Here is a 21,448-nt window from a genome sequence, read left to right on the forward strand (position 1 = left end):
GCTATCTCTCCCTCAACGCTTCAGCTTGGTATTCCTGAATAGGGCTAAGCAGATAGTCAATCACACGTCGTTTATCGGTTTTGATTTCCGCGATGACCGACATACCGGGAGTGAGTTCGACCGTTTGTCCATCAATCATAATATGGTTGGTTTTTAGCTGAATTTGAGCAGGGAATACCAGCCCTAACTGTTCATCTGTTGTTGAGTCTCGCGAGATACTGAGTAGCTCTGCGTCGATTGTGCCGTATCGTGTATAGGGAAAGGCATCGACTTTGACCGTGACCGATTGGCCTGGGTACACGAAACCGACATCTTTATTAAGAATTTGCACTTCTGCCTGTTGCACACGGTTCTCAGGCACAATGATCATCAAGTTTTGTGCCGGTTGCAGTACTGCCCCAAGGGTATAGACACTCAACTGTTGCACGGTGCCGTCAACGGGCGAGCGGATGATTTCGAGTTGCTCACGCTCACGAACCTTAGAAAGCTCTTGATTTAAAGAGGCCAATTGCAATCTGGCCTGTCTGCGCTTTTCCAACCACTCTCGCTGCTTTTGCGCTTTGAAGCCTGTTAGCCGCTCTTCAAGGCTTTCGTATTGCGATTTAAGCACTTCCAGCTCGGCTCGCTGTTGGGCCACTTGGCGCTGCACTTCGAGCAGCTCTTTTTCTTGTTCAAGGTACTCGACATGGCCGATCACTTTGACCTGGTTAAGTTTTTTGCGGGCTGCAAGGCGCTGACTGATGTTTTCTGTGAGCTGCAACAACGCATGGATATCGCTTTGGCGCGCGGCTTGCGAGGTGCGGTTCACCTTCATCTCAGCGGTGATGCTTGCCAGCGTTGAGTCGAATTCGTTTTTTTCGCTGAGATAGTTTTCATGGATCAAAGCTTGTTGCTCGGCTGGCAGAGCGGTAAACATTGGGTCTTGAGACAAGAGCTGGCCATTAAGTAAGGTGCGATAGCGGATCAACTCATTCGTTTGAAACTCCGCTTGGCTGACCAAACGCGTAATGTCTTGATTGACGCCCAAGGTATCAAGAGTCAGTAATGGGGCGCCTTTTTCAACTCGTTGACCGTCTCTGACGTGGATGCTTAACAGTCGGCTTTGCTCATAAGACTGGATCACTTGCGAACGCCCAGATACAACAAGGCGGCCAGTGGCGGTGGCCTGTACATCTAATTTCCCCCAATACGCCCAGAGTAAGGCTGCAAGCACACCTAAGCTGAGCGTAAGCGCAGTGACGCGAGCAAAAGGCGAGGGTGGACGCTGAGCCAAAGCAAGATGTGCGGGCAAAAACTCATAGTGATGCTCCGTGGGTTGATGCGGTGACTTTTGACCTAAGAAACGCTTCATGATGGTGTTCATGCGGAGGCTTCCTCTTGTTTGAGCTCTTGCTGAAGCTGCCATAACTGTTTGTATTGTTTGCCGTAGGCGAGTAATTGTTGGTGTGAGCCTTGCTCAACAATCGTGCCCTGATGAAGCACTATGATGCGATCGCAATCACGCACTGTAGACAAGCGATGAGCAATCGTGATCACCGTACGGCCTCTGGCAATGCTGGCCATATTGGCTTGAATGACGGCTTGAGATTCGTCATCCAGCGCACTGGTTGCTTCATCCAAAATCAGCACTTTCGGATCTGATAAAAGGGTGCGTGCAATCGCGAGACGCTGCCGTTGACCACCTGAAAGCGATTGACCACCTTCCGCTAATACCGTGTCGTAACCCATGGGGAGTTTGAGGATGAAGTCATGTGCGCCCGAGAGTTTTGCGGCCTCAATGATCTCCTCCAAACTTACCTCAGGCTTAGATTGGGCAATATTTTCACTCACGCTTTTGTGAAATAAAAAGTTCTCTTGCAATACCACACCCACTCGCTGTCTGAGTTGTTGAACATTGATGTGATTGAGTGGAATGCCGTCAATGGTAATACTGCCTTGCTCAGGGCTATAAAGTCGCAACAACAGACGGGCGAGGGTGCTTTTGCCTGAGCCCGAGGTGCCGACAACCCCCAATTTTTCACCTGCACGGATGTCTAGCGACAAATCATTAATGGTAGGAGGAATATCCGGTTGATAACGAAAGAGGATGTTTTTGAAACTGATAGCGCCGCTTATAGTGACATTGTCACTCCCTGTGTGTTGTTCTACCGGCAGGTTAAGCATATCGCCGAGCTTCTCGATGGCGACCCGAGTTTGAATAAATTGTCCCCACAGCTCTACCATCCGCGCTAAGGGCTGCGCAATGTGGTTGGTCATCATGTTGAAAGCGATCAGTTGACCAATGGTCATCTCAAGTGAGAGCACTTCCGTCGCCCCCAACCATAAAATGGCGACGCTGGTGATTTTTTGCAGCAACTGCACTAAATGGTTAGAGCGGTTATTAAGCTGCTGGACGTCATAACCCGTTGTGACCATTTTTTCGGTTTGTTCGTCCCAGCGTCGGATAAATCGCGGCTCAACCGCCAAACTTTTCAGCGTTTCACTACCGGCTACGGATTCAGTGAGAAATGAGGTATTTGCCGCAGCATGTGAAAACTGCTTTTCAATCGCCGCCTGCATTCTTGGTGTGAGCCACCAAGCGAGAAGGACATAACAGGGCACAGTAGCAATAAATAGCCCTGTGAGCGGAGCAGAAAGTAAGCTCATGACGTAAAGAAAGACGAACATAAACAGTAGCTCGACCGTTAAGGTAAACATAGAGCCAGTCAAAAACTCGCGAATGGTGTCGAGCTCGCGCACACGCGTGACAATCGCGCCGACTTGGCGTGATTTAAAAAACATGAGCGGCAGTCCAAACAGATGCTGCACCAGTTTAAGTCCAAGCTGTATGTCAATTCGGTTGGCGGTATGGGCATACTGATATTCGCGCAATCCGCGTAACACCACTTCGATCACCCCTGTAATCACTAGACCAAATACCAGTACATCCAACGTCGACCAAGCTTGGTGGACCAGCACTTTATCCATCACCACTTGAAAAAATAGAGGTGAGATCAGAGCCAGAATTTGCAGTACGAACGAAAATAAAAGAATTTCGCTCAGCACTCTTTTATGCTGGAGGAATTCAGGAATGAACCAAGTGATATCAAAGCGCGATTGTGCTTGCTGTATTACTAACGATTTTTTATTCCAAGTAGAATTAAGTTCGTGAGAAGAGATAACTTCGGGAGTTTCTTTATTAGGTCTTTGTATTAAACATTTATCTTTATTAGTTTTTGCTAGAATAAATGGTAAGTCGTGCTGATCAAATAAAATTTCAGGTGTTTTTAGTGATTCGATGTTTTTAAATTGTGAAATTTTTGTGCGTATTTTAACTTTGTGTTCTTTCTGTATTTTATCCAGTTCTTCTTTGAAGTTTTCAGTGTCAGTTAAATGACTTTCGTCTTTTGTTTTTTCTCGATTACCGCTGATGATACTTAAATAAAAATGAATGCATATCAGCGTGAGTCTTTCATTGTTGGATATCATTAAATTATTTCGCCGATGTATTACAGCATTTTTGAAAGGGCGGCATCCTATCACCGCTTGTTAACATGTTCAATCCTCAATCACCGTCAGCGTTGTATGATAAATGTTGAAATAGTCTATTTTGCGGTCGATTTTGATATAAATTAATGATATGAGTCACGTTAATGTGCAATTTGTCTGATGTTTGCATCCGTGTGAGATTGAGTGAATACCGCACTGTTAAATTAGAATATATACTCTAATTTAATGTGTTTAAGTCGGTTGATAGCCATGGTTTAACGATGTAATATCCCGCCTTCAAATAAATAATACAATAATAACCCTAGGTTTGATTTGTTATATTTGCCCTTTGGGCTTGCTGGGGAAGATTGGTTCATAGAAACCATCTTTTCATATCTGTGTAGAATAAATGGGGAAATTTATAATGGAGAAGTTCGTTCAGACAGTCTCGAGTGTTAACTACAATAAAGGTGTGTTTTCTCTTTATTTCGTAGGTCAGGATCAAAAAAATATGGCGCACGGCGTTATGGCTGAAAGCGATAATGGTCTTGAATTAAAGCAAGTTGTTCATATGCCTGCATCAGGCTTTATGTATATGGTCTCTATGATCAAGAATATGCTTGAAGATCCTCGTATGGAAGCTGAATTTAATAAGCTTGTTGCTGCTGGATTTCTGCCAGCAGGTGATGCCACCGCAAATTCAGCAGAAGACGCCGCCGCGGAAGAGAAAACCGCAGCGAAGAAACGTCCTACTCAGGTGAAAAAGTAACCTCGCATCGGTTGATACTGGGCACATGTCTATTACACATCAACCTGCAAATCTCACATTAGCGCAAATACAACAGATGATAGGTGGTGTGATGCTGCTCAGCCAGCATTCGCCGCTTCATCGTCGTTATGTGGTTGCAGAATGGCTGCAACGCATTCTGCCTGCGTTTGAGCTAAACCAGTTTTGCTATTACGAAGATGAGCATGGGCGTCCAATAGCCTTTTGTAATTGGGCGTTTGTCTCTGAGCAGATCCGAGATGAGCTGCTCTCTGGTGTGCGCGAAATATCTCCATCCGACTGGCGTTCGGGCCAGCAAATCTACATTCCAGAGATGATTGCTCCATTCGGGCATGGTCGTGAGGTCGTCAATGATCTTCGTCGTCGTGTATTTCTTCCGTGGCAGGGGCAGAAAGTCTGTACTGTCCGCGGCAAGGTGGATGTTCAAAATGACCGCTGTATCCGAAAGGTGCAGTGGTTTTCTATTTAATCCCTAAAAGAAGAGTTTGGCTTATGGGAAAACCATTTTGGAGAAGTGTTGAATACTTCTTCACAGGAAACTATTCCGCCGACGATGGAAACAACAACATTGTAGCCATTGGTTTTGGGGGACAAATTCATGCCTACGGCGGTGACGACCATGTCACTGTTGGATCGATTGGTGCAACGGTGTACACCGGTAGCGGCAACGATACGGTCGTGGGCGGCTCTGCCTATCTCAAAGTGGAAGATTCCACTGGCCACCTGACTGTAAAAGGCGCGGCTGGGTATGCAGACATTAATAAAAGTGGCGATGGCAATGTGTCATTCGCTGGTGCCGCCGGTGGTGTGTCGATTGACCACTTAGGCAATCATGGTGATGTCAGTTACGGCGGTGCCGCGGCTTATAATGGCATTACCCGTAAAGGGTTGAGCGGCAATGTCACCTTTGCAGGCGCGGGGGGATACAATGCCCTCTTGCATGAAACCAACCAAGGGAACCTGTCTTTTACAGGAGCAGGCGCAGGTAATAAATTAGACCGTACTTGGTCTAACCGTTATCAAGGCTCGCATGGCGATGTGACCTTTGATGGTGCTGGTGCCGCGAACAGCATCAGTTCACGCGTTGAGACAGGTAACATCACCTTCCGTGGCGCAGGTGCGGATAACCATTTAGTCCGTAAAGGCAAAGTGGGCGATATTACTCTGCAAGGTGCTGGGGCTTCAAACCGCATTGAGCGGACACATCAGGCCGAAGATGTCTACACGCAAACCCGCGGCAATATTCGTTTTGAAGGTGTGGGTGGTTACAACAGTCTTTACTCTGATGTGGCTCATGGTGACATTCATTTCTCGGGTGGCGGTGCGTACAACACCATTATTCGTAAAGGTTCTGGAAATGACTTTGCGAAAGAAGGCATGACCAATGCTAAGGCTGATGAGATTGTATTAACTAAGGCCGTGATGAGTGGCTCATGGATAGGGCAAGATCATCATGTCACAGCGGTGAAATCGGCTAGCGAGCCTAATACATATCTTTTTGCTTTCGCAGACTCTACGTATACCAAAATTAACAAAGTACAGTTACGCAATGATCCTCAAACCGGAGAACTGAAATATTACTCTACGGCTTGGTATAAAGAGGGTAACCATCTAAGGAACTTAGCGAATCAAGACATTTCCGACAACGGTGGTTTCACAGCCGTTAATATCAATGGCGCCTACACGCTATCTGACCTCAAAGTTGAACATCAGCAATCCGTCACCGTCCATGCGGTTGAAAAAAGCCTGACTGAATATGAGTGGGTGACTTACGCCAATGGTGCGGTGATTGATGCGAAAGAGGTGTCATTGTCGGATGCCAAAATGGGCGGTCATGCGATTTATGCTGATGGCACTAAGGTGGATGTCAAAGCGGTAAAATCCAACCGCCAACCCAACACTTACATTTATGCCAAAGTGCTTGGGCCTTACACAAAAATTGTGGTGGTGGAACTGGCAAACGATCCCGAAACCGGGGCACTGAAATATCAAGCTCGCTCTTGGTATAAAGAAGGTGATCACACGGCCAATATAGCCAACCAAGATATTTCATCTGCAACTGGGTATAACCCAATGGGCAAAGGTGGCTACTCGCTCAGTGACTTGCACTACAGCGTAAACGCCGTTAGAAGTACCAGCGAAACCGTAGCGGATATCGAAGAATACACAGATCAAACGTTGTTTAAACCTGCAAACGATAGCGGTGAAAGCTCAGGTGATGTTCGTTTCAACGGTGCCGGTGGCGGTAACGTCATCAAATCAAACGTGACGCGTGGTAATGTGCATTTCAACGGTGGCGGTATTGCCAATGTGATTTTGCATAGCTCCCAATTTGGCAATACCGAATTTAACGGTGGTGGTGCGGCGAACGTCATTGTCAAAAGTGGCGAAGAAGGGGAGCTCACCTTCCGCGGCGCAGGTTTGGCGAATGTCTTGGTACACCAAAGCCAACAAGGCAAGATGGATGTGTACGCGGAAGGTGCGGTAAACGTGTTGGTTCGCCTTGGCGATGGGCAATATCTCGCGCATTTACTGGCTTACGGTAACATTTCAGTCCAAAAAGGCAGCGGTGATAGTCGCGTCGTGATGCTCGGTGGCTACAACACCCATACCCAAATCGGCTCTGGCAACGGATTATGGTTGGCCGCGGGCGGTTTCAACGTGATGACGCAAGTCGGCAAAGGTGATGTTGCTGCGGTACTCGCTGGCGGTGCAAACGTACTGACCAAAATGGGTGAGGGTGAACTCACTTCGGGTATGCTGGGTGGCGCGAACGTAATAACCCACATCAGCAATGATGATCAATTATCGAATACCACGGCTGTGGCACTTGGCGGTGCCAACATTCTCACCAAAAAAGGCAAAGGGAATGCCCTTGCGGTGATGGGCGGTGGCGCAAACGTGCTTACCCATGTTGGTGATGGCACCACAACGGGTGTCATGGTCGGCGGCGCGAACATCCTAACGAAAATCGGGAATGGCGACACGACCGGCATTATGCTTGGCGTTGGCAACGTGCTGACGCATGTGGGTGATGGGCAAACCCTTGGCGTAATGGGCGCGGCGGGTAACATCTTCACCAAAGTGGGTGATGGAACCTCTATTGCAGTCATGATTGGCGCGGGCAACATCTTTACTCATGTAGGAGAAGGGAATGCTTGGGCGCTGATGGGCGGCTTGGGTAACGTCTTTACCAAAGTAGGCAACGGTGATGCTCTCGCGTTAATGGTGGCCGAAGCCAACGTCTTCACTCACATTGGTGATGGCATGTCGGTGGCACTGATGTTAGCCAAAGGCAACGTTGCGACAAAAGTGGGTAATGGAGCCACATTCGCTGCAATGGTTGGTAACGCCAATATCTTCACTCACGTAGGCAGTGGCAGCACGTTTGCTGCAATGATCGGCCAAGCCAACATCATGACCAAAGTGGGCAATGATCTCACCGCGGCACTGATGGTCGGCAAAGCGAACATCATGACCCATGTTGGCGATGGCACCAGCCTAGGGCTGTTTGCTGGCGAAGTGAACGTGATGACTAAGGTTGGTAACGGCACTACGCTAGCGGCGATGTTCGGTAAAGCCAACATCATGACCCATGTCGGTGATGGCTTAACCGGTGTACTCGCACTGGGTGAAGCCAATATCGTTACCAAAGTGGGTGATGATTTCATGGGGGTGGTGGCCGCGGCTAAAGCCAACGTTGTGACTCATGTTGGTGATGCTACCACCGCAGCCGTATTGGCGGGTAAAGGCAATATCCTCACCAAGGTGGGTGAAGGTACCACGGTAGGGTTGTTGATTTCCGATGTCGGCAACGTGATGACCCACGTTGGTGACGGCACCACCATTGGTATTGCCAAAGGTAAGGCCAACCTCATTACCAAAGTCGGTGATGGTTTAGGTGTTAATGTCGCTTGGGGGCAAGCTAACGTGTTTACCCAAGTAGGCGACGGTGATCGCTATAACTTTGCCAAAGGTGAAGCCAACCTCATCACCAAGGTGGGTGATGGCCAAGAACTCTCCGTGGTGCAAGGTCAAGCCAACATCATTACTCATGTGGGCAATGGCGACGACTACACCGGTGCTTGGGGTAAAGCGAACGTCATTACCAAAGTAGGTCATGGCCAAAACGTGGTGCTAGCCAAAGGTGAAGCCAACATTGTTACTCAAGTGGGTGATGGCGACAGCTTTAACGCACTTTGGAGCAAAGGCAACATAGTTACCAAAGTGGGCGATGGTATGCAGGTGACGGCGGCAAAAGGCCAAGCCAATATCACCACCACCGTGGGTAACGGTTTAAGTGTCACTGCTGCCTACGGCGATACTAATATCAACACCAAAGTCGGTGATGGGGTATCCGTCAACGTCGCTTGGGGCAAATATAACATCAACACGAAAGTGGGTGATGGCCTGAATGTCGCTGTGATGAAGGGCAAAGCTAACGCCAATATTCACGTTGGGGATGGCCTCAACATCAATGCCTCCTACGCTCAAAACAACGTTGCCATCAAAGTCGGTAACGGCGATTTCTACAGTTTGGCGGTGGCATCGAGCAATACCAGCAGCAACAAGCTCTCTGCCTTGTTTGATAACATCAAACAAACCGTACTCGGTGTCGGTGGCAGCCAAGCCATCAACTACTTAGTGCAAGGCGATGAAGCCTCCTCATCCGGCACGCATAAAGGTCGTGGTGCGATTGCAACACCTGAAATCACCAAACTGGATGGTTTCCACATGGACGCCATTAAGGAAGTCGGTTCTGACCTCGGTGATAGTCTCACGGGCAGCGTGACTAAGGTAGATACTCCTGATCTCAACAAGATGCAACATGCACTCAATGTTGATGATTCTTCCGCGCAAGCTCCAAATCTGATTGTGAATGGTGATTTTGAGCAGGGCGAACATGGTTGGCAATCTACCCATGGGGTTGAAGCCTCTTATGCAGGCAGTGTATATGGCGTAGAGGGTGAAGGTCACGGCGCACGTGTGACCGAGCTCGATACTTATACCAACACCAGTCTTTATCAAGATCTGGCTAATCTAGCGCAAGGTGAAGTCATTGCGGTGAGCTTTGATTTTGCAAAACGCGCGGGCCTCTCTAATAACGAAGGCATTGACGTTCTCTGGAACGGCGAAGTGGTTTTCTCATCGTCTGGTGACGAATCTGCTTGGCAGCAAAAAACCTTAAAGCTGACCGCGCAGGCTGGCAGTAATCGTATCGAATTTAAAGGCACAGGCCACAATGATGGGCTGGGCTACATCCTAGATAATGTGGTGGCGACATCAGAGTCATCGCAACAAGCTAATGCAATCCGTGAGCATGCAACGCAAAACCCAGCGGCGCAGAATGCTCTATCCGATAAAGAGCGCGCAGAAGCGGATCGCCAACGTCTAGAACAAGAAAAGCAGAAACAACTCGATGCTGTCGCAGGTTCACAAAATCAGTTGGAAGCGACCGACCAACAAGCCTTAGGAAATAACGGTCAAGCTCAACGTGATGCGGTACAAGAAGAATCAGAAGCTATCACGGCTGAGTTGACAAAATTGGCGCAAGGTCTTGATGTGCTTGATGGCCAAGCAACGCATACTGGCGAGTCAGGCGACCAATGGCGTAACGAGTTTGCTAGCGGTCTGCTGGCTGGCGTTCAAACTCAACTCGATGATGCCAAGCAGCTCGCGAATGATAAGATTGCTGAGGCGAAGCAGACGCACGCGGACAATCAAAATAAAGTCAAAGATGCGGTTGCGAAGTCTGAAGCGGGAGTCGCCAAAGGCGAGCAAAATCGAGCGGGAGCAGAGCAAGATATTGCCGATGCTCAAGCCGATGCTGAAAAACGTAAAGCCGATGCTTTAGCAAAAGGTAAGGATGCGCAACAAGCGGAATCTGATGCACATCATTCGGTAAATAACGCTCAATCACGCGGCGATCGTGATGTGCAAATGGCGGAAAGCAAAGCTAACCAAGCGCAAGCTGACGCTCAAGGTGCTAAACAAAACGAAGGTGATCGTCCTGATCGTCAAGGCGTGACTGGTAGTGGCCTTTCGGGTAACGCTCATAGCGTAGAAGGCGCTGGCGAAACAGACAGTCATGTCAACACCGACAGCCAAACCAATGCCGATGGTCGATTTAGCCAAGGCTTGACCGAACAAGAGCAAGAAGCGCTGGAAGGTGCGACCAACGCAGTGAACCGTCTGCAAATTAACGCAGGTATTCGAGCGAAAAACAGCGTTAGCACAATCACCTCAATGTTCACAGAAGCAAACACCGACAGCATTGTGGTGCCAACGACGACGTCTCAGGATGTGGTTCGAAAAGAGATCCGCATTTCAGGGGTGAACTTAGAAGGGCTTGGTGAAGCTTCGCATGACTCTGCTGTATCGCTTGTGGCTGCTCGCGCTGAAAAAGTGGCGAATCTTTATCGTTGGTTGGATAGCGATCATCCGCGGGCAACCGAACAGTATATTCCTGTACCCGGTTTTGAACGCGTCGATGTCAATGTGTCTGATGAAACTAAGCAACGTTTGACCCAATTCGTTAGTGGGTATATCGAGCATACAGATAACCAAGTACCGAAGGATCAAGCGCAAGCGCTAGCGACCTTGTTCGTTGAAGCCACACTCAACTATGACTGGGATAAACGGGTTGAGTTTCTCACCAAGCTTGAGAGTTACGGTTATAGCTTTGAAGCGCCACATGGAGAGAATAGTCTCGTTTCTTTTTGGTCGGGCAGAAACTTTAAGGAATACCGAAACGTCCTTGATAACGCCCAACCGGATGGCAAAAAAGTGGTTTATGACATTGATGTTCAAGGAAATGCCTTCGCTCTCAAGCTGAATAAGCAGTTGATGCGTTGGGGGGATATGTTCCTTGATTTAGATAATGCAGCTCAGAACCACTTGCAATCATCGATTGAGGCAGCGGCTTACAGCAATACTGGTTTCTGGAGTTCAGTCTATGCAACAGGCGCGAAAGACGATGTTTATGTTATCGCTGAAGGTGGAATGCGGCTTGGAAACTATTTCTGGAACGTTGAACTGCCTTTGCTACGTCAATTGCAACGTGAAGGACTGGTCGGTGAAATACGCCTACTTGATAAGCCTGTTTCAGAATACAAAGATGTGCCAGTCAACGAGATTGGGCACAAACTGACCGATGCTGGTGTCGGTGTTAAAGTCCGTTTTGATGCACTAAGTGCAGCGCAACAAGCAGAGCTTTTGGCGATAAATCCAAAAGGTTACAAGGCTGATTCTCTGGTAGAGCTCGATGTGAAATTAAGCGCTATTGACAGCATGCTGCGTGACGCCTTGCCATTTTATTCACTGCGTACCGAACGAAATCTACTGGTGCAGGAAGGAGATGAAGGCTTCAAAGTGCGTGCTTGGCCAGGAAATGATGACAAGAGTAAGACCATTGTTCTGGATAATCCGGAAGATGCCACTCAACAAAAAACCATCGAACGCTTCATTTTAGCTAATTTCCAGAATTTCGAACAAATGCCTGATGAGCTCTTCTTAGTGGATAACAAAGTGATCTCACATGATAAAGGCATTACTCATGTTTTGGCGCAAAAGGTCGATGGCGTTTGGCTTTACAACGCTAAAGTGGATCTGATGTCAGTCACTGAGCTGCTTGATGCGGCGAATGTTACAGGCAAGATCCGCGGTGAAAGCTATCAGCAAGTGATTGACGCATTATCCGAATACCACTCTAGCGTCACTGAATTCTCTGATTACGAGCAGGAATCAATAGAAAAATTACTCAGTCTGCGTAAAAAAATTGAAGGCTATGTACTCGGACACCCAGACTCAGGCCGTGTTGAAGCGATGAATTCACTGTTAAATCAGGTGAATACGCGTCTAGAGGAAGTCTCTGTTCTTGCCGTATCTGAGCCAAATATCAAAGCACAAGACAGCTTTAGCCGATTATATGATCAGCTTGAAACCGCCAATCTGAAAGGGACCAAACACCTTTATTTGGATCAAAATGGAGAGTTTGTTACCAAAGGCAAAGGTCATCTTGTCAATATCGATCTGTTGGGTAACAGCGAAGCTGTAATTGAAAAAGTGAAGTTGGCAGTGAGTAACGAATACGGCCAAACCATTGCAGATACGATTTTTGCTGGATTAACTGCCCACGATCTTGCCAAAGACGGTAAGGGGATTGATATCGCTGGCCTTAAAAAAGTGCATTTAGCGATTGAGCAACACTTATCACCCGTCAGCGCAACACTCTTTCTTTGGAAACCGAGTGATCATAGTGCCCTTGGACATGCCGCGCTGCAAATTGGTCAGGGCCGTAATCAAATCAACACAGATCAAGCACTAGCATATAACCAGAGTAATTATGTTAGCTGGTGGCCAATGGGGAGTAAGTCATCGAGTTTAAATCATCTATTTGATGTGTCATCAGAAGCTATGCCAGATCTTAAACTGCGCTGGAAAGATTTTAGTCAACCCGCCGCGCAGGGGGAATCTTTAGCGTTTGATATGCAGTCGGAAGAAAATGATGATTTCGGGTTAAAAAGCGCTGAGGATAAATTGAAGGATTTTATCAAGCAGGTGGCTTCAGCTTCTGGGGTTGATGAAAAATTCAAAGATATCTCAGAAGCGTTTACCATGATGGCATTAATGAATCCAGATATTTTGGAATCGGCCAATATTCCTGAGCATATTTCTAAACCGTTTGTTGATCAATGGAATGACACTAGCTACGACATGCAAGATGTCGCGCAGCGCTTTGCGAAAGAGCTGCAAGAACAAGCGAAAGTCGCGGTTAACTCGGAACAAATGGAACAGCAGATATCCGAAGTTGTGCGACGGTTTGCACAGGATGAACTGGATAAAATTCAAACTTTTAAAGAGACGCAGGCTGACCAAGGTCGAGTATTTCGCATTAACCTTGAAGGTCTCGATGTAGCGGCAATGCAAGCAGAATGGCATCGTCTAAGCAACGATCCGGATGCTCGCTATCAATTGCTGAACAAAAACTGCTCAAGTATAGTCGCGAAGGTTTTGAAAGCGGGTGGGGCAGATAAACTGATTGGGCACACATGGCGACCTAAGTTTGGTGTTTGGACACCGACCGAGTTGTTTAACTTTGCTCAAGATTTGCAAGACGCTCAATTGGTAAGCTATACCAAGAAAGACAAGCAACATATTGATACAGACTCTCTCCAATCAACGGATCGCGTTTTAGAAAGCCTCGGTGAAAGTAAGCAAACAACACTCGATTTATCATCAGTGTTTACTAAAAATGAGCTGAAAGATGAAGCGAAAGTTTTTGCTAAGCCTATTGGTGATTCATATCAAAAGATCCTAGACCAATTGGATTTTCTGCATGCCACGCAAGGTGATAAGCAGCTAGAAGCAGCATTAAGACTGAATAACTTAGTTGATGACTATGTATCAAGCCATGAAAAATCAGGCCGTAATACCGCTTTACTAAGCCTCAAAAACCGCGTAACGGAAAGTCTTTATTCTAACGTTGCGCAAGAATCGAGAGTCGAGATCGCAAAATTGTCTGCTGATCGCATTGATTTAGCGGTAGATCTATTGCATCGATTGCGCTCTAGCACCAATGAGGTGTCTTCTGTTGTCGATATTAAATCTCTTGCTGATGGAACAAAATATAATAGTCAAGAGAGTTTAGCTGTGCTTTCGAAGCAAGAGGTTCCTTTTAATAAAGATCTGCAAGACCAACAGCTAGTACAAGGAAGAGTGACTGGTGAAGCGGTACTTAACAAGGTACAACTCTCGGATGACGAGATAAAAGGGATTAAATGGTATACCAGTGAAGGCTTCCAATATGTAAATGAAGCTTTAAGGAAAGAAGAGAAGCTGGCCTATTTTGTCAAAGACAATGCCGTTAACGCTGTCAAAGGTTTAAGTAAGCTTGAGACATTTGAAGGCACTGTTTATAGAGCTTTTATGCCCGGAGTAAGCTTGAACGATCTTGCTTCACATGTGACTCCTGGCCAGCTGTTTAGCGATCAAGGCTTTACTTCAACATCAACCAGTACTGAATTAGCTAAAAGTTTCCGTGGTGGGAAAGGTACAGTTATTCTGACCATTCTTGATGCTAAAGGAACTAACGTTGCTGGGCTTGCACAGTTAAATCAAGCGGAAGTCTTACTCAAGCCAGGTGCTCATCTCCGCATCGAAGCGGTGAAAGAAACAGATCAAAATTTACACATCGTTGCAAAGTACACTGAAGAGTTCCGTGCAGGTGAAATAGTACGTAATTTATTTGATGGTAAAACGATTGGTATAGCTATTAATCAAAATACTTCAACGATTAATGAAAGTGTGGTTACTTCGTTTGATCACGATGAGATTACCGCGATGCTAAAACCTAAGCCCTTATTGGAAGAAAATAAATTGGGTGTAGGTCAGCAAGTTCAAAATCGTAATGTTCAAAACTGGTACACAGCTGATGTTACGGTCATTGATGGTGGTGATACTCGCTTTGATGGTCAAGTGATCGTGCAAATGGAAAACGACCCAGTAGTAGCAAAAGCGGCAGCCAGCTTAGCAGGTAAACATGCTGAAAACAGTGTGATTGTTCAGCTAGATGCTGATGGCAATTATCGTGTGGTGTATGGCGAACCGTCAAAACTGGATGGAAAGCTACGTTGGCAGTTGGTGGGGCATGGCCGCGATCACTCAGAGCACAATAACACGTACTTAAGTGGTCATAGTGCCGATGAGCTGGCCGTGAAACTAGCGAAGTTTCAGCAGACGTTTAATCAAGCGGAAAATATCAGCAGCAAGCCAGACCATATCAGTATTGTCGGTTGTTCCTTAGTGAGTAATGACAAGCAGAAGGGCTTTGGTCATCAGTTCATCAACGCGATGGATGCCAATGGTCTTCGTGTCGATGTCTCTGTTCGTAGTTCTGAACTGGCCGTAGACGAGGCGGGACGTAAGCATACCAAGGACGCGAATGGCGATTGGGTTCAAAAGGCAGAAAACAACAAAGTTTCGCTAAGCTGGGACGCGCAAGGTGAAGTTGTTACCAAGGATCAACGTATCCGCAATGGCATTGCGGAAGGCGACATCGATTTATCTCGCATTGGTGTCAGCGATGTCGATGAACCTGCTCGTGGCGCGATCGGTGACAATAGTGACGTGTTTGATGCGCCAGAAAAACGCAAGCCAGAAACGGAAGTGATTGCCAATTCTAGCAGCAGTAATCAACTCAGCTACTCAGGTAACATTCAAGTTAACGTGGGCGAAGGGGAGTTTACGGCGGTGAACTGGGGGACATCAAATGTGGGCATTAAAGTCGGTACTGGTGGCTTTAAATCGCTGGCCTTTGGTGACAATAACGTTATGGTTCATTTGGGGAATGGCGACAGTAGACACAGTGCTAATATTGCGGGTTATCAAGCGTTTGAAGGTGCTCAAATGTTTGTGGGTAACCGTAATGTGAGCTTCAATATGGGACGAAGCAATGATCTGCTGGTGATGATGGAAAAATCCATCCCGACTCCGCCACTGGTCAATCCATTCGACGGTGCTGCGCGTATTTCTGGTGTACTACAAAACATTGCAACTTCAGGGCAAGGAGAGGGTTGGCTTGCCGCTCAAGAGCAGCAATGGACTCTCTCTGGTGCGAAAAAGTTCGTCAAAGATCTGTCTGGTTTGGATCAAAGCAGCAGTGTGGATTACACCACATTAGTTAAATTGGATTCACAAAATGAACGTGATAGCCGAGGCTTGAAGCACGATGCAGAAGCGACACTGAATAAACAATACAATCAGTGGCTAAGCGGTAACGGTAATAGTGGCACGAGTCAGCTCAGCCGCGCTGACAAGCTTCGTCAAGCCAATGAAAAGCTGGCGTTTAACTTTGCCGTAGGAGGACAAGGGGCGGATATTCAAGTTACGACAGGTAACTGGAACTTTATGTTCGGCGATAACATTCAGTCGATTTTGGATACTAACCTAGGCTCACTGTTTGGCCTTATGACACAGCAGTTCACAGCAACGGGGCAAGCTAAAACCACCTTCACTTATACGCCACAGGATCTGCCGCGTCAGCTCAAGAATAAGCTACTTGGTAAACTAGCTGGTGTAGGCGCGGAAACCACATTGGCCGATATTTTCGGTGTCGATTATACCGCATCTGGTCAAATTGTTTCGCGTAATGGTGAAGCCGTCGATGGTGTTGCGATCCTCAAAGAGATGCTGGAAGTCATTGGTGAGTTCAGTGGTGACCAGCTGCAAGCCTTTATCGACCCCGCTAAGTTGCTAGATAACCTGAAAGCGGGTATCGACATGGGAGCAGATGGTATTAAGTCTTTTGCTGAAACTCATGGTTTGAAAGAGAAAGCGCCAGAAGAGGAAAAGGACAACTCTTCGGTTTCTGTCAATGGTGCGAGCGCGAACAGTACGCAAGGTGCGGCTGATGGCAACGCCGAAATAACAGAAACACAAGATCGTGCCTTTGGCTTTAACTCGCTTAACCTGCCTAACTTGTTTGCGACTATCTTCAGTCAAGATAAGCAGCAGGAAATGAAGTCACTGGTCGAGAATCTTAAACAGAATCTCACTGCCGATTTGCTGAACATGAAGGAGAAAACGTTTGATTTCCTTCGTAATAGTGGTCATCTCCAAGGAGATGGCGATATCAATATCTCTCTAGGAAACTACAACTTCAACTGGGGTGGTGATGGTAAAGATCTCGGTGCGTATCTCGGAGATAACAACAACTTCTGGGGTGGCCGAGGGGATGATGTGTTCTACGCAACAGGCACATCAAACATCTTCACTGGCGGTGAAGGAAATGACATGGGCGTTCTGATGGGACGTGAAAATATGATGTTTGGAGGCGAGGGTAACGATACAGCGGTAGTGGCCGGACGAATTAACCATGTCTTCCTTGGTGCGGGTGATGATCAATCATTCGTCTTCGGTGAAGGTAGTGAAATTGACACAGGAACCGGTCGTGATTATGTGGTTACCTCTGGCAACTTCAACCGAGTCGATACCGGTGACGATCAAGATTATTCTGTGACGATTGGTAACAACAACCAAGTAGAGTTAGGGGCAGGTGATGACTTTGCCAATGTCTTTGGTAACTACAACCGTATTAATGCTGGTACTGGTAACGATGTGGTTAAACTGATGGGTTACCATGCTGTACTCAATGGTGGTGACGGTGATGATCATCTGATTGCAGCTGCAATCTCTAAGTTCAGCCATTTTGACGGTGGTGACGGTCGTGATTTGATGGTGCTTGGTGGTTACCAAAATACCTTCAAAGGTGGCACAGATGTCGATAGCTTTGTCGTAAGTGGCGATGTTATCGACAACCTTGTGGAAGACATCCGCAGCGAAGACAATATTGTCTTCAATGGCATCGATTGGCAGAAACTGTGGTTCGAACGCAGCGGATATGACCTGAAATTGTCGATTTTGCGCGATCCGTCAAACGACAGCGACCAAGCCAAGTTTGAGCATATTGGTTCGGTGACGTTTAGCGATTACTTCAATGGCAATCGTGCTCAAGTGGTGATCGCTATGAGTGAGAAAGACCTGTCGGGTGAACGTGAATACACCATGTTATCGGATAGTGCGATTGACGCTCTGGTTCAAGCGATGAGTGGTTTTGAACCGCAAGCGGGTGACAATGGCTTTATCGACAGTCTAGAGAGTAAATCTCAAGCAGCGATCGGTATGGCGTGGTCAGACGTGGTACACAAAAAAGGATTGATGGTGTAATCACGTAGCCCAAATTTAAGCAGAAAAACAAGCTGCCAAAATATCCAAGAACTCCGCCTTAGTGTGGAGTTCTTTTTTAGCGAAGCAAACCTAAACACATTTGAAAGTGTTGGTAACAGGTTTTCAAATCAAAGGATTACACAAACACTTTGGCACACACAATTGGCGCAAGCACAGTGACAATGTCACTAATAATCATACTTAACATTGAAAATGATAAATATGATTATTAGGTATTTTATGGTAAATGCAGTTATGTTTAATGCTGGATTAAGAATAGGGAGCAGATTAGGGTTTGCGACCTGCTTTCACGCTTCAAATTTAACATAATATACCTAATGCGCACTAAGGTGTTTTGGTTTATGGATGATTTTTGTAACGGATTTCATTTCGAAACCACTTGAACTCTTATGTATCTCTCTGGCCAATCATAAGCATATTTGTTGCCTACATTAATGGTTTTCTTTGCGATGAAGCAAAGCTCGTTGTCACCTAATGTGGAAACTTTCTTTACGACAGCGTTTTTCGGATGTGTGTAATCTAAATCAACAAAAACATCACAGTAACCTTCAAGTGTTTTTTTGCTCTTTTTGATCGACTTTTCAATTTGAGTCTTGATTTTCTTTGCCACTCGATTCAATTCCGCATCGTCCGCAAGCGTCGATTGACTAAAAATTGTGAGGAAAATGCTCAACATTACTCGCCTCAAAAACTTCATCAAATTCACCTCACCAAGATTAAGCTAGGAGGAAAATGTAACCGAAATATCTTCTTGGCGAGTTTGAACTTGTGCTGTTTGGAGCTTAACCTGCTTTTTCTTGCAATGACGATGTCGAGCAAGGATTATTAATACGCTTAGCGACCTTTCTTTAATGTCGAGCTTTGGCGTGTAAAGCCTTGGTGTGGGAATACGTTGCGGATTCTTTGCTGGATCTTTTTCGGGACTTGCTTCGAAAACGCCAGTTTGGCTCCAGTCCTTTGTTGATACACTTTAATTTCCCCTGAAAAAGGTTCATGTTGAGCAATATCGATAAGGTTATGTTTGAATGTTGGTGGAAAGTGTCCCTTGCTACGAACAAGATGACCATCTTTGAAGCTGACCACCAAGATGGGTCTATCGACCGCGACTAACCAGAAGATAATTATCGCCGCAACAAGTATTACATACAGCATATCCATAAGAGATATCTCCTTATTCTGCTAATAACCGACTGAGATCTTCTTTTAAACTGTTGACGGTTTTGCTTGCCTTTTCACTTCTTGAAGCCTCGCTGAGTAGATATTCAATCGCATCGGATAATGTACAACCTAACTCATTGGCTTTTAGGGATAACTTTTCCCAAACTCGGTAATCTAAATCAATAGATTTCTTGCGTGTATGGATTTGTTCTGCATTAAAGTGGCGCTTACGCTTGGCTCTGATCGCTTGTTTAAGTTTGTTATCGAGCTCGGAAGACATATGTTCTTCAATCCAAGACAAGACATGGGTCGGTTCATGTTCTATCGCCTTGAGCTTCTGTACCGCAGCTTCAATTTCACTTTTATCAATATAGCGAGTAACGGGCTCCCCATCCTTCCATTTATTGATGAGATACTGCCATTTCCAACCACATTCTAAATTTTCAAGTTGTTGATATTTCATCTTCGACCACTTTCCATTGTTATACAGTGACAGCGTAACCCACTGTCTGCAGACTTGCAATTCTCCCTATCAAAAAAGCGAGAAAGATCATCGTCGACTTTCACTGTTCGCTGCTCGGCTTTTTCTATATAATTTGGCTCTTTTCAATCAGTTCGATATCTCAATGACCCAAAGCATCTGGCGCAGTGTAACGCCTCAATTTGAGCAGTTTAACAAAGTCTTTGAAAACTACCCTAACCTAGCTCCCATTTCACTGATCGAGATTCAGCCTCGTTTAACCAGTGCGCTTGAACAGTTTGTTCACCTTAAAGGGTTTAGTCGAATCCTCTTGATTAATGCTCCCGATAACTCGATTTATCGCTCTCTCTTTAAAGACGCATTACTTGAGCAGGATCTTGATGTTCCTGTCGTGAGTACAGAGACGTTAGATATTTCAGAGATTCTAGGCCAAGTCAAAGTTGAGCATGGTGGTCTAGTTCATAAAACGTCAGGATATCTCGAACAAGCGAGTGGCGGTTATTTGATTGTTTCAGCGAATTTATTGCTGGCTAATCCACGCTATTGGCCAACAGTAAAAGCCGCCGTTTTGGGTGAAACTGTCTCTCCTATCAATTGCGATCCAAAGTCTCCGCTCCCTAATCGTTTGGGTTCAAGTTACGACGTTAAACTCATTGTTGTCGGTGATCGCACGCAGCTTGGCGATCTGGATTTTTTAGATGCTGATATTCATTCAGGTTTGTGTTTGTTTTCAGAGCTCGAATTAGATCTCAAGATAGAAGAAGAAACGATTGAAGATTACCTCGGCTACCTACGCTGGTTGTGTGAACAGTACAATTTACCTTCATTAACCTGCTCAGCCATCCAGTCTCTGATGACGGCCGGTGCTCGTTATACTGAAGATCAACATTATGCTCCCCTTTGTTTAATGTGGCACCGAGCGTTACTTGAAGAAGCTCGCCTTGAGTCTGAAGGGGCGTTAATTGACGCGGAACATATTGAAATAGCTCTAGATAAACGCTATCTGCGCGAGTCTTATTTACCCGAAAGAGCTCTAGACGACATTCTTGACGGTCAAGTGATCATCGAAACCCAGGGTGAACAAGTCGGGCAAGTTAATGGCTTGACAGTCATCGAAGTCACTGGGCACCCAATGCCTTACGGTGAGCCTGCTCGTATTTCCTGCGTGATCCATTTTGGTGATGGTGACATTGCGGATGTAGAGAGAAAAGTTGAGCTAGGCGGCAACCTGCATGCTAAAGGCATGATGATTATGCAAGCTTTTGTGAGTAGCGCCTTGAATCTTGATGGTTCTCTGCCCTTTTCTGCTTCGATTGTTTTTGAGCAGTCTTATAGTGAAGTTGACGGTGATAGCGCTTCACTGGCGGAATTATGCTCATTAGTGAGTGCACTTTCTGAGTATCCGATTGACCAACAAATTGCCGTTACTGGCGCTGTTGACCAATTTGGCCGAGTTCAAGCGGTCGGTGGTCTGAATGAAAAAATTGAAGGATTTTATCGTGTCTGTTGTCACCAAGGTTTAACTGGAGAACAGGGTGTGATTTTGCCAAGTTCGAACCTGAAACACTTGGCGCTTCATAAATCAGTTGTAGAAAGCATTAAGAATGGTGAATTCAACATCTGGCCTGTTTCGACGGTGGATGAAGCGATTCCTCTTCTCATGGGTAAACCTTTCCGTGGAGAAGATGAAGACAGCGTGATCGCAAAGATCGCTGAAAGAATTGATAATTTTGAAAAACTTGTGCAACCGCACGGAATTGTGGAACGGATCAAAAACTGGCTTAGCTGGCACTGATCGGAGTTGTTTG

At 46.3% G+C, this 21,448-nt stretch carries 9 protein-coding genes; 4 read left to right on the forward strand and 5 right to left on the reverse strand.

All coding sequences use genetic code 11. The features are described from left to right. Position 1 precedes the first annotated feature (1 nt). Both R4537_RS11790 and rtxB read right to left on the reverse strand, forming a co-directional pair. Positions 2-1,363: an HlyD family type I secretion periplasmic adaptor subunit gene (locus R4537_RS11790; RefSeq protein ID WP_071177928.1), complete on the reverse strand. Its 1,362-nt coding sequence runs from the start codon at positions 1,361-1,363 to the stop codon at positions 2-4. Continuing rightward, positions 1,360-3,465 carry an RTX toxin T1SS ABC transporter subunit RtxB gene (gene rtxB / locus R4537_RS11795; protein WP_175463824.1) on the reverse strand — a complete coding sequence of 702 codons (2,106 nt, stop codon included), beginning with the start codon at positions 3,463-3,465 and terminating at the stop codon, positions 1,360-1,362. Before rtxB ends, R4537_RS11790 begins: the two co-directional genes overlap by 4 nt. 424 nt (positions 3,466-3,889) lie before the next feature. Between rtxB and rtxH the strand changes: the two genes are divergently transcribed. Genes rtxH through rtxA form a run of 3 tightly spaced genes read left to right on the forward strand, consistent with a single transcriptional unit; the run spans position 3,890 to position 17,980 of the window. Continuing rightward, complete coding sequence (gene rtxH, locus R4537_RS11800; RefSeq protein ID WP_071177975.1) at positions 3,890-4,237, forward strand: protein RtxH; 348 nt, start codon at positions 3,890-3,892, stop codon at positions 4,235-4,237. Positions 4,238-4,262: 25 nt separating this feature from the next. Continuing rightward, positions 4,263-4,724: an RTX toxin-activating lysine-acyltransferase RtxC gene (rtxC, locus tag R4537_RS11805; RefSeq protein ID WP_071177929.1), complete on the forward strand. Its 462-nt coding sequence runs from the start codon at positions 4,263-4,265 to the stop codon at positions 4,722-4,724. Between the two features lie 23 nt (positions 4,725-4,747). Then, a complete protein-coding gene (gene rtxA, locus R4537_RS11810; protein WP_071177930.1) occupies positions 4,748-17,980 on the forward strand; it encodes an MARTX multifunctional-autoprocessing repeats-in-toxin holotoxin RtxA in 13,233 nt (4,410 codons plus the stop codon). A 385-nt stretch (positions 17,981-18,365) separates the two neighbouring features. Here the strand turns inward: rtxA and R4537_RS11815 are convergent, their stop codons facing one another. The 3 genes from R4537_RS11815 to matP form a co-directional block, all read right to left on the reverse strand. Beyond that, positions 18,366-18,677 (reverse strand): hypothetical protein, encoded by a 312-nt coding sequence (locus R4537_RS11815; protein ID WP_071177931.1) that lies wholly within the window; start codon positions 18,675-18,677, stop codon positions 18,366-18,368. Positions 18,678-18,835: 158 nt separating this feature from the next. Further along, positions 18,836-19,153 carry a DUF3634 family protein gene (locus R4537_RS11820; protein WP_002020973.1) on the reverse strand — a complete coding sequence of 106 codons (318 nt, stop codon included), beginning with the start codon at positions 19,151-19,153 and terminating at the stop codon, positions 18,836-18,838. Between the two features lie 19 nt (positions 19,154-19,172). Continuing rightward, positions 19,173-19,622, reverse strand: coding sequence for a macrodomain Ter protein MatP (matP, locus tag R4537_RS11825; RefSeq protein WP_029627503.1), 450 nt, complete (start codon positions 19,620-19,622; stop codon positions 19,173-19,175). A gap of 163 nt (positions 19,623-19,785) precedes the next feature. On the opposite strand from matP, the gene R4537_RS11830 reads away from it, so the two are divergent. Further along, positions 19,786-21,435, forward strand: a complete 1,650-nt coding sequence (locus R4537_RS11830; protein ID WP_071177932.1) for a S16 family serine protease — start codon at positions 19,786-19,788, stop codon at positions 21,433-21,435. Positions 21,436-21,448: the final 13 nt, after the last annotated feature.

The organism is Vibrio paracholerae (assembly GCF_037672085.1).
Taxonomy (GTDB): Bacteria; Pseudomonadota; Gammaproteobacteria; order Enterobacterales; family Vibrionaceae; genus Vibrio; species Vibrio cholerae.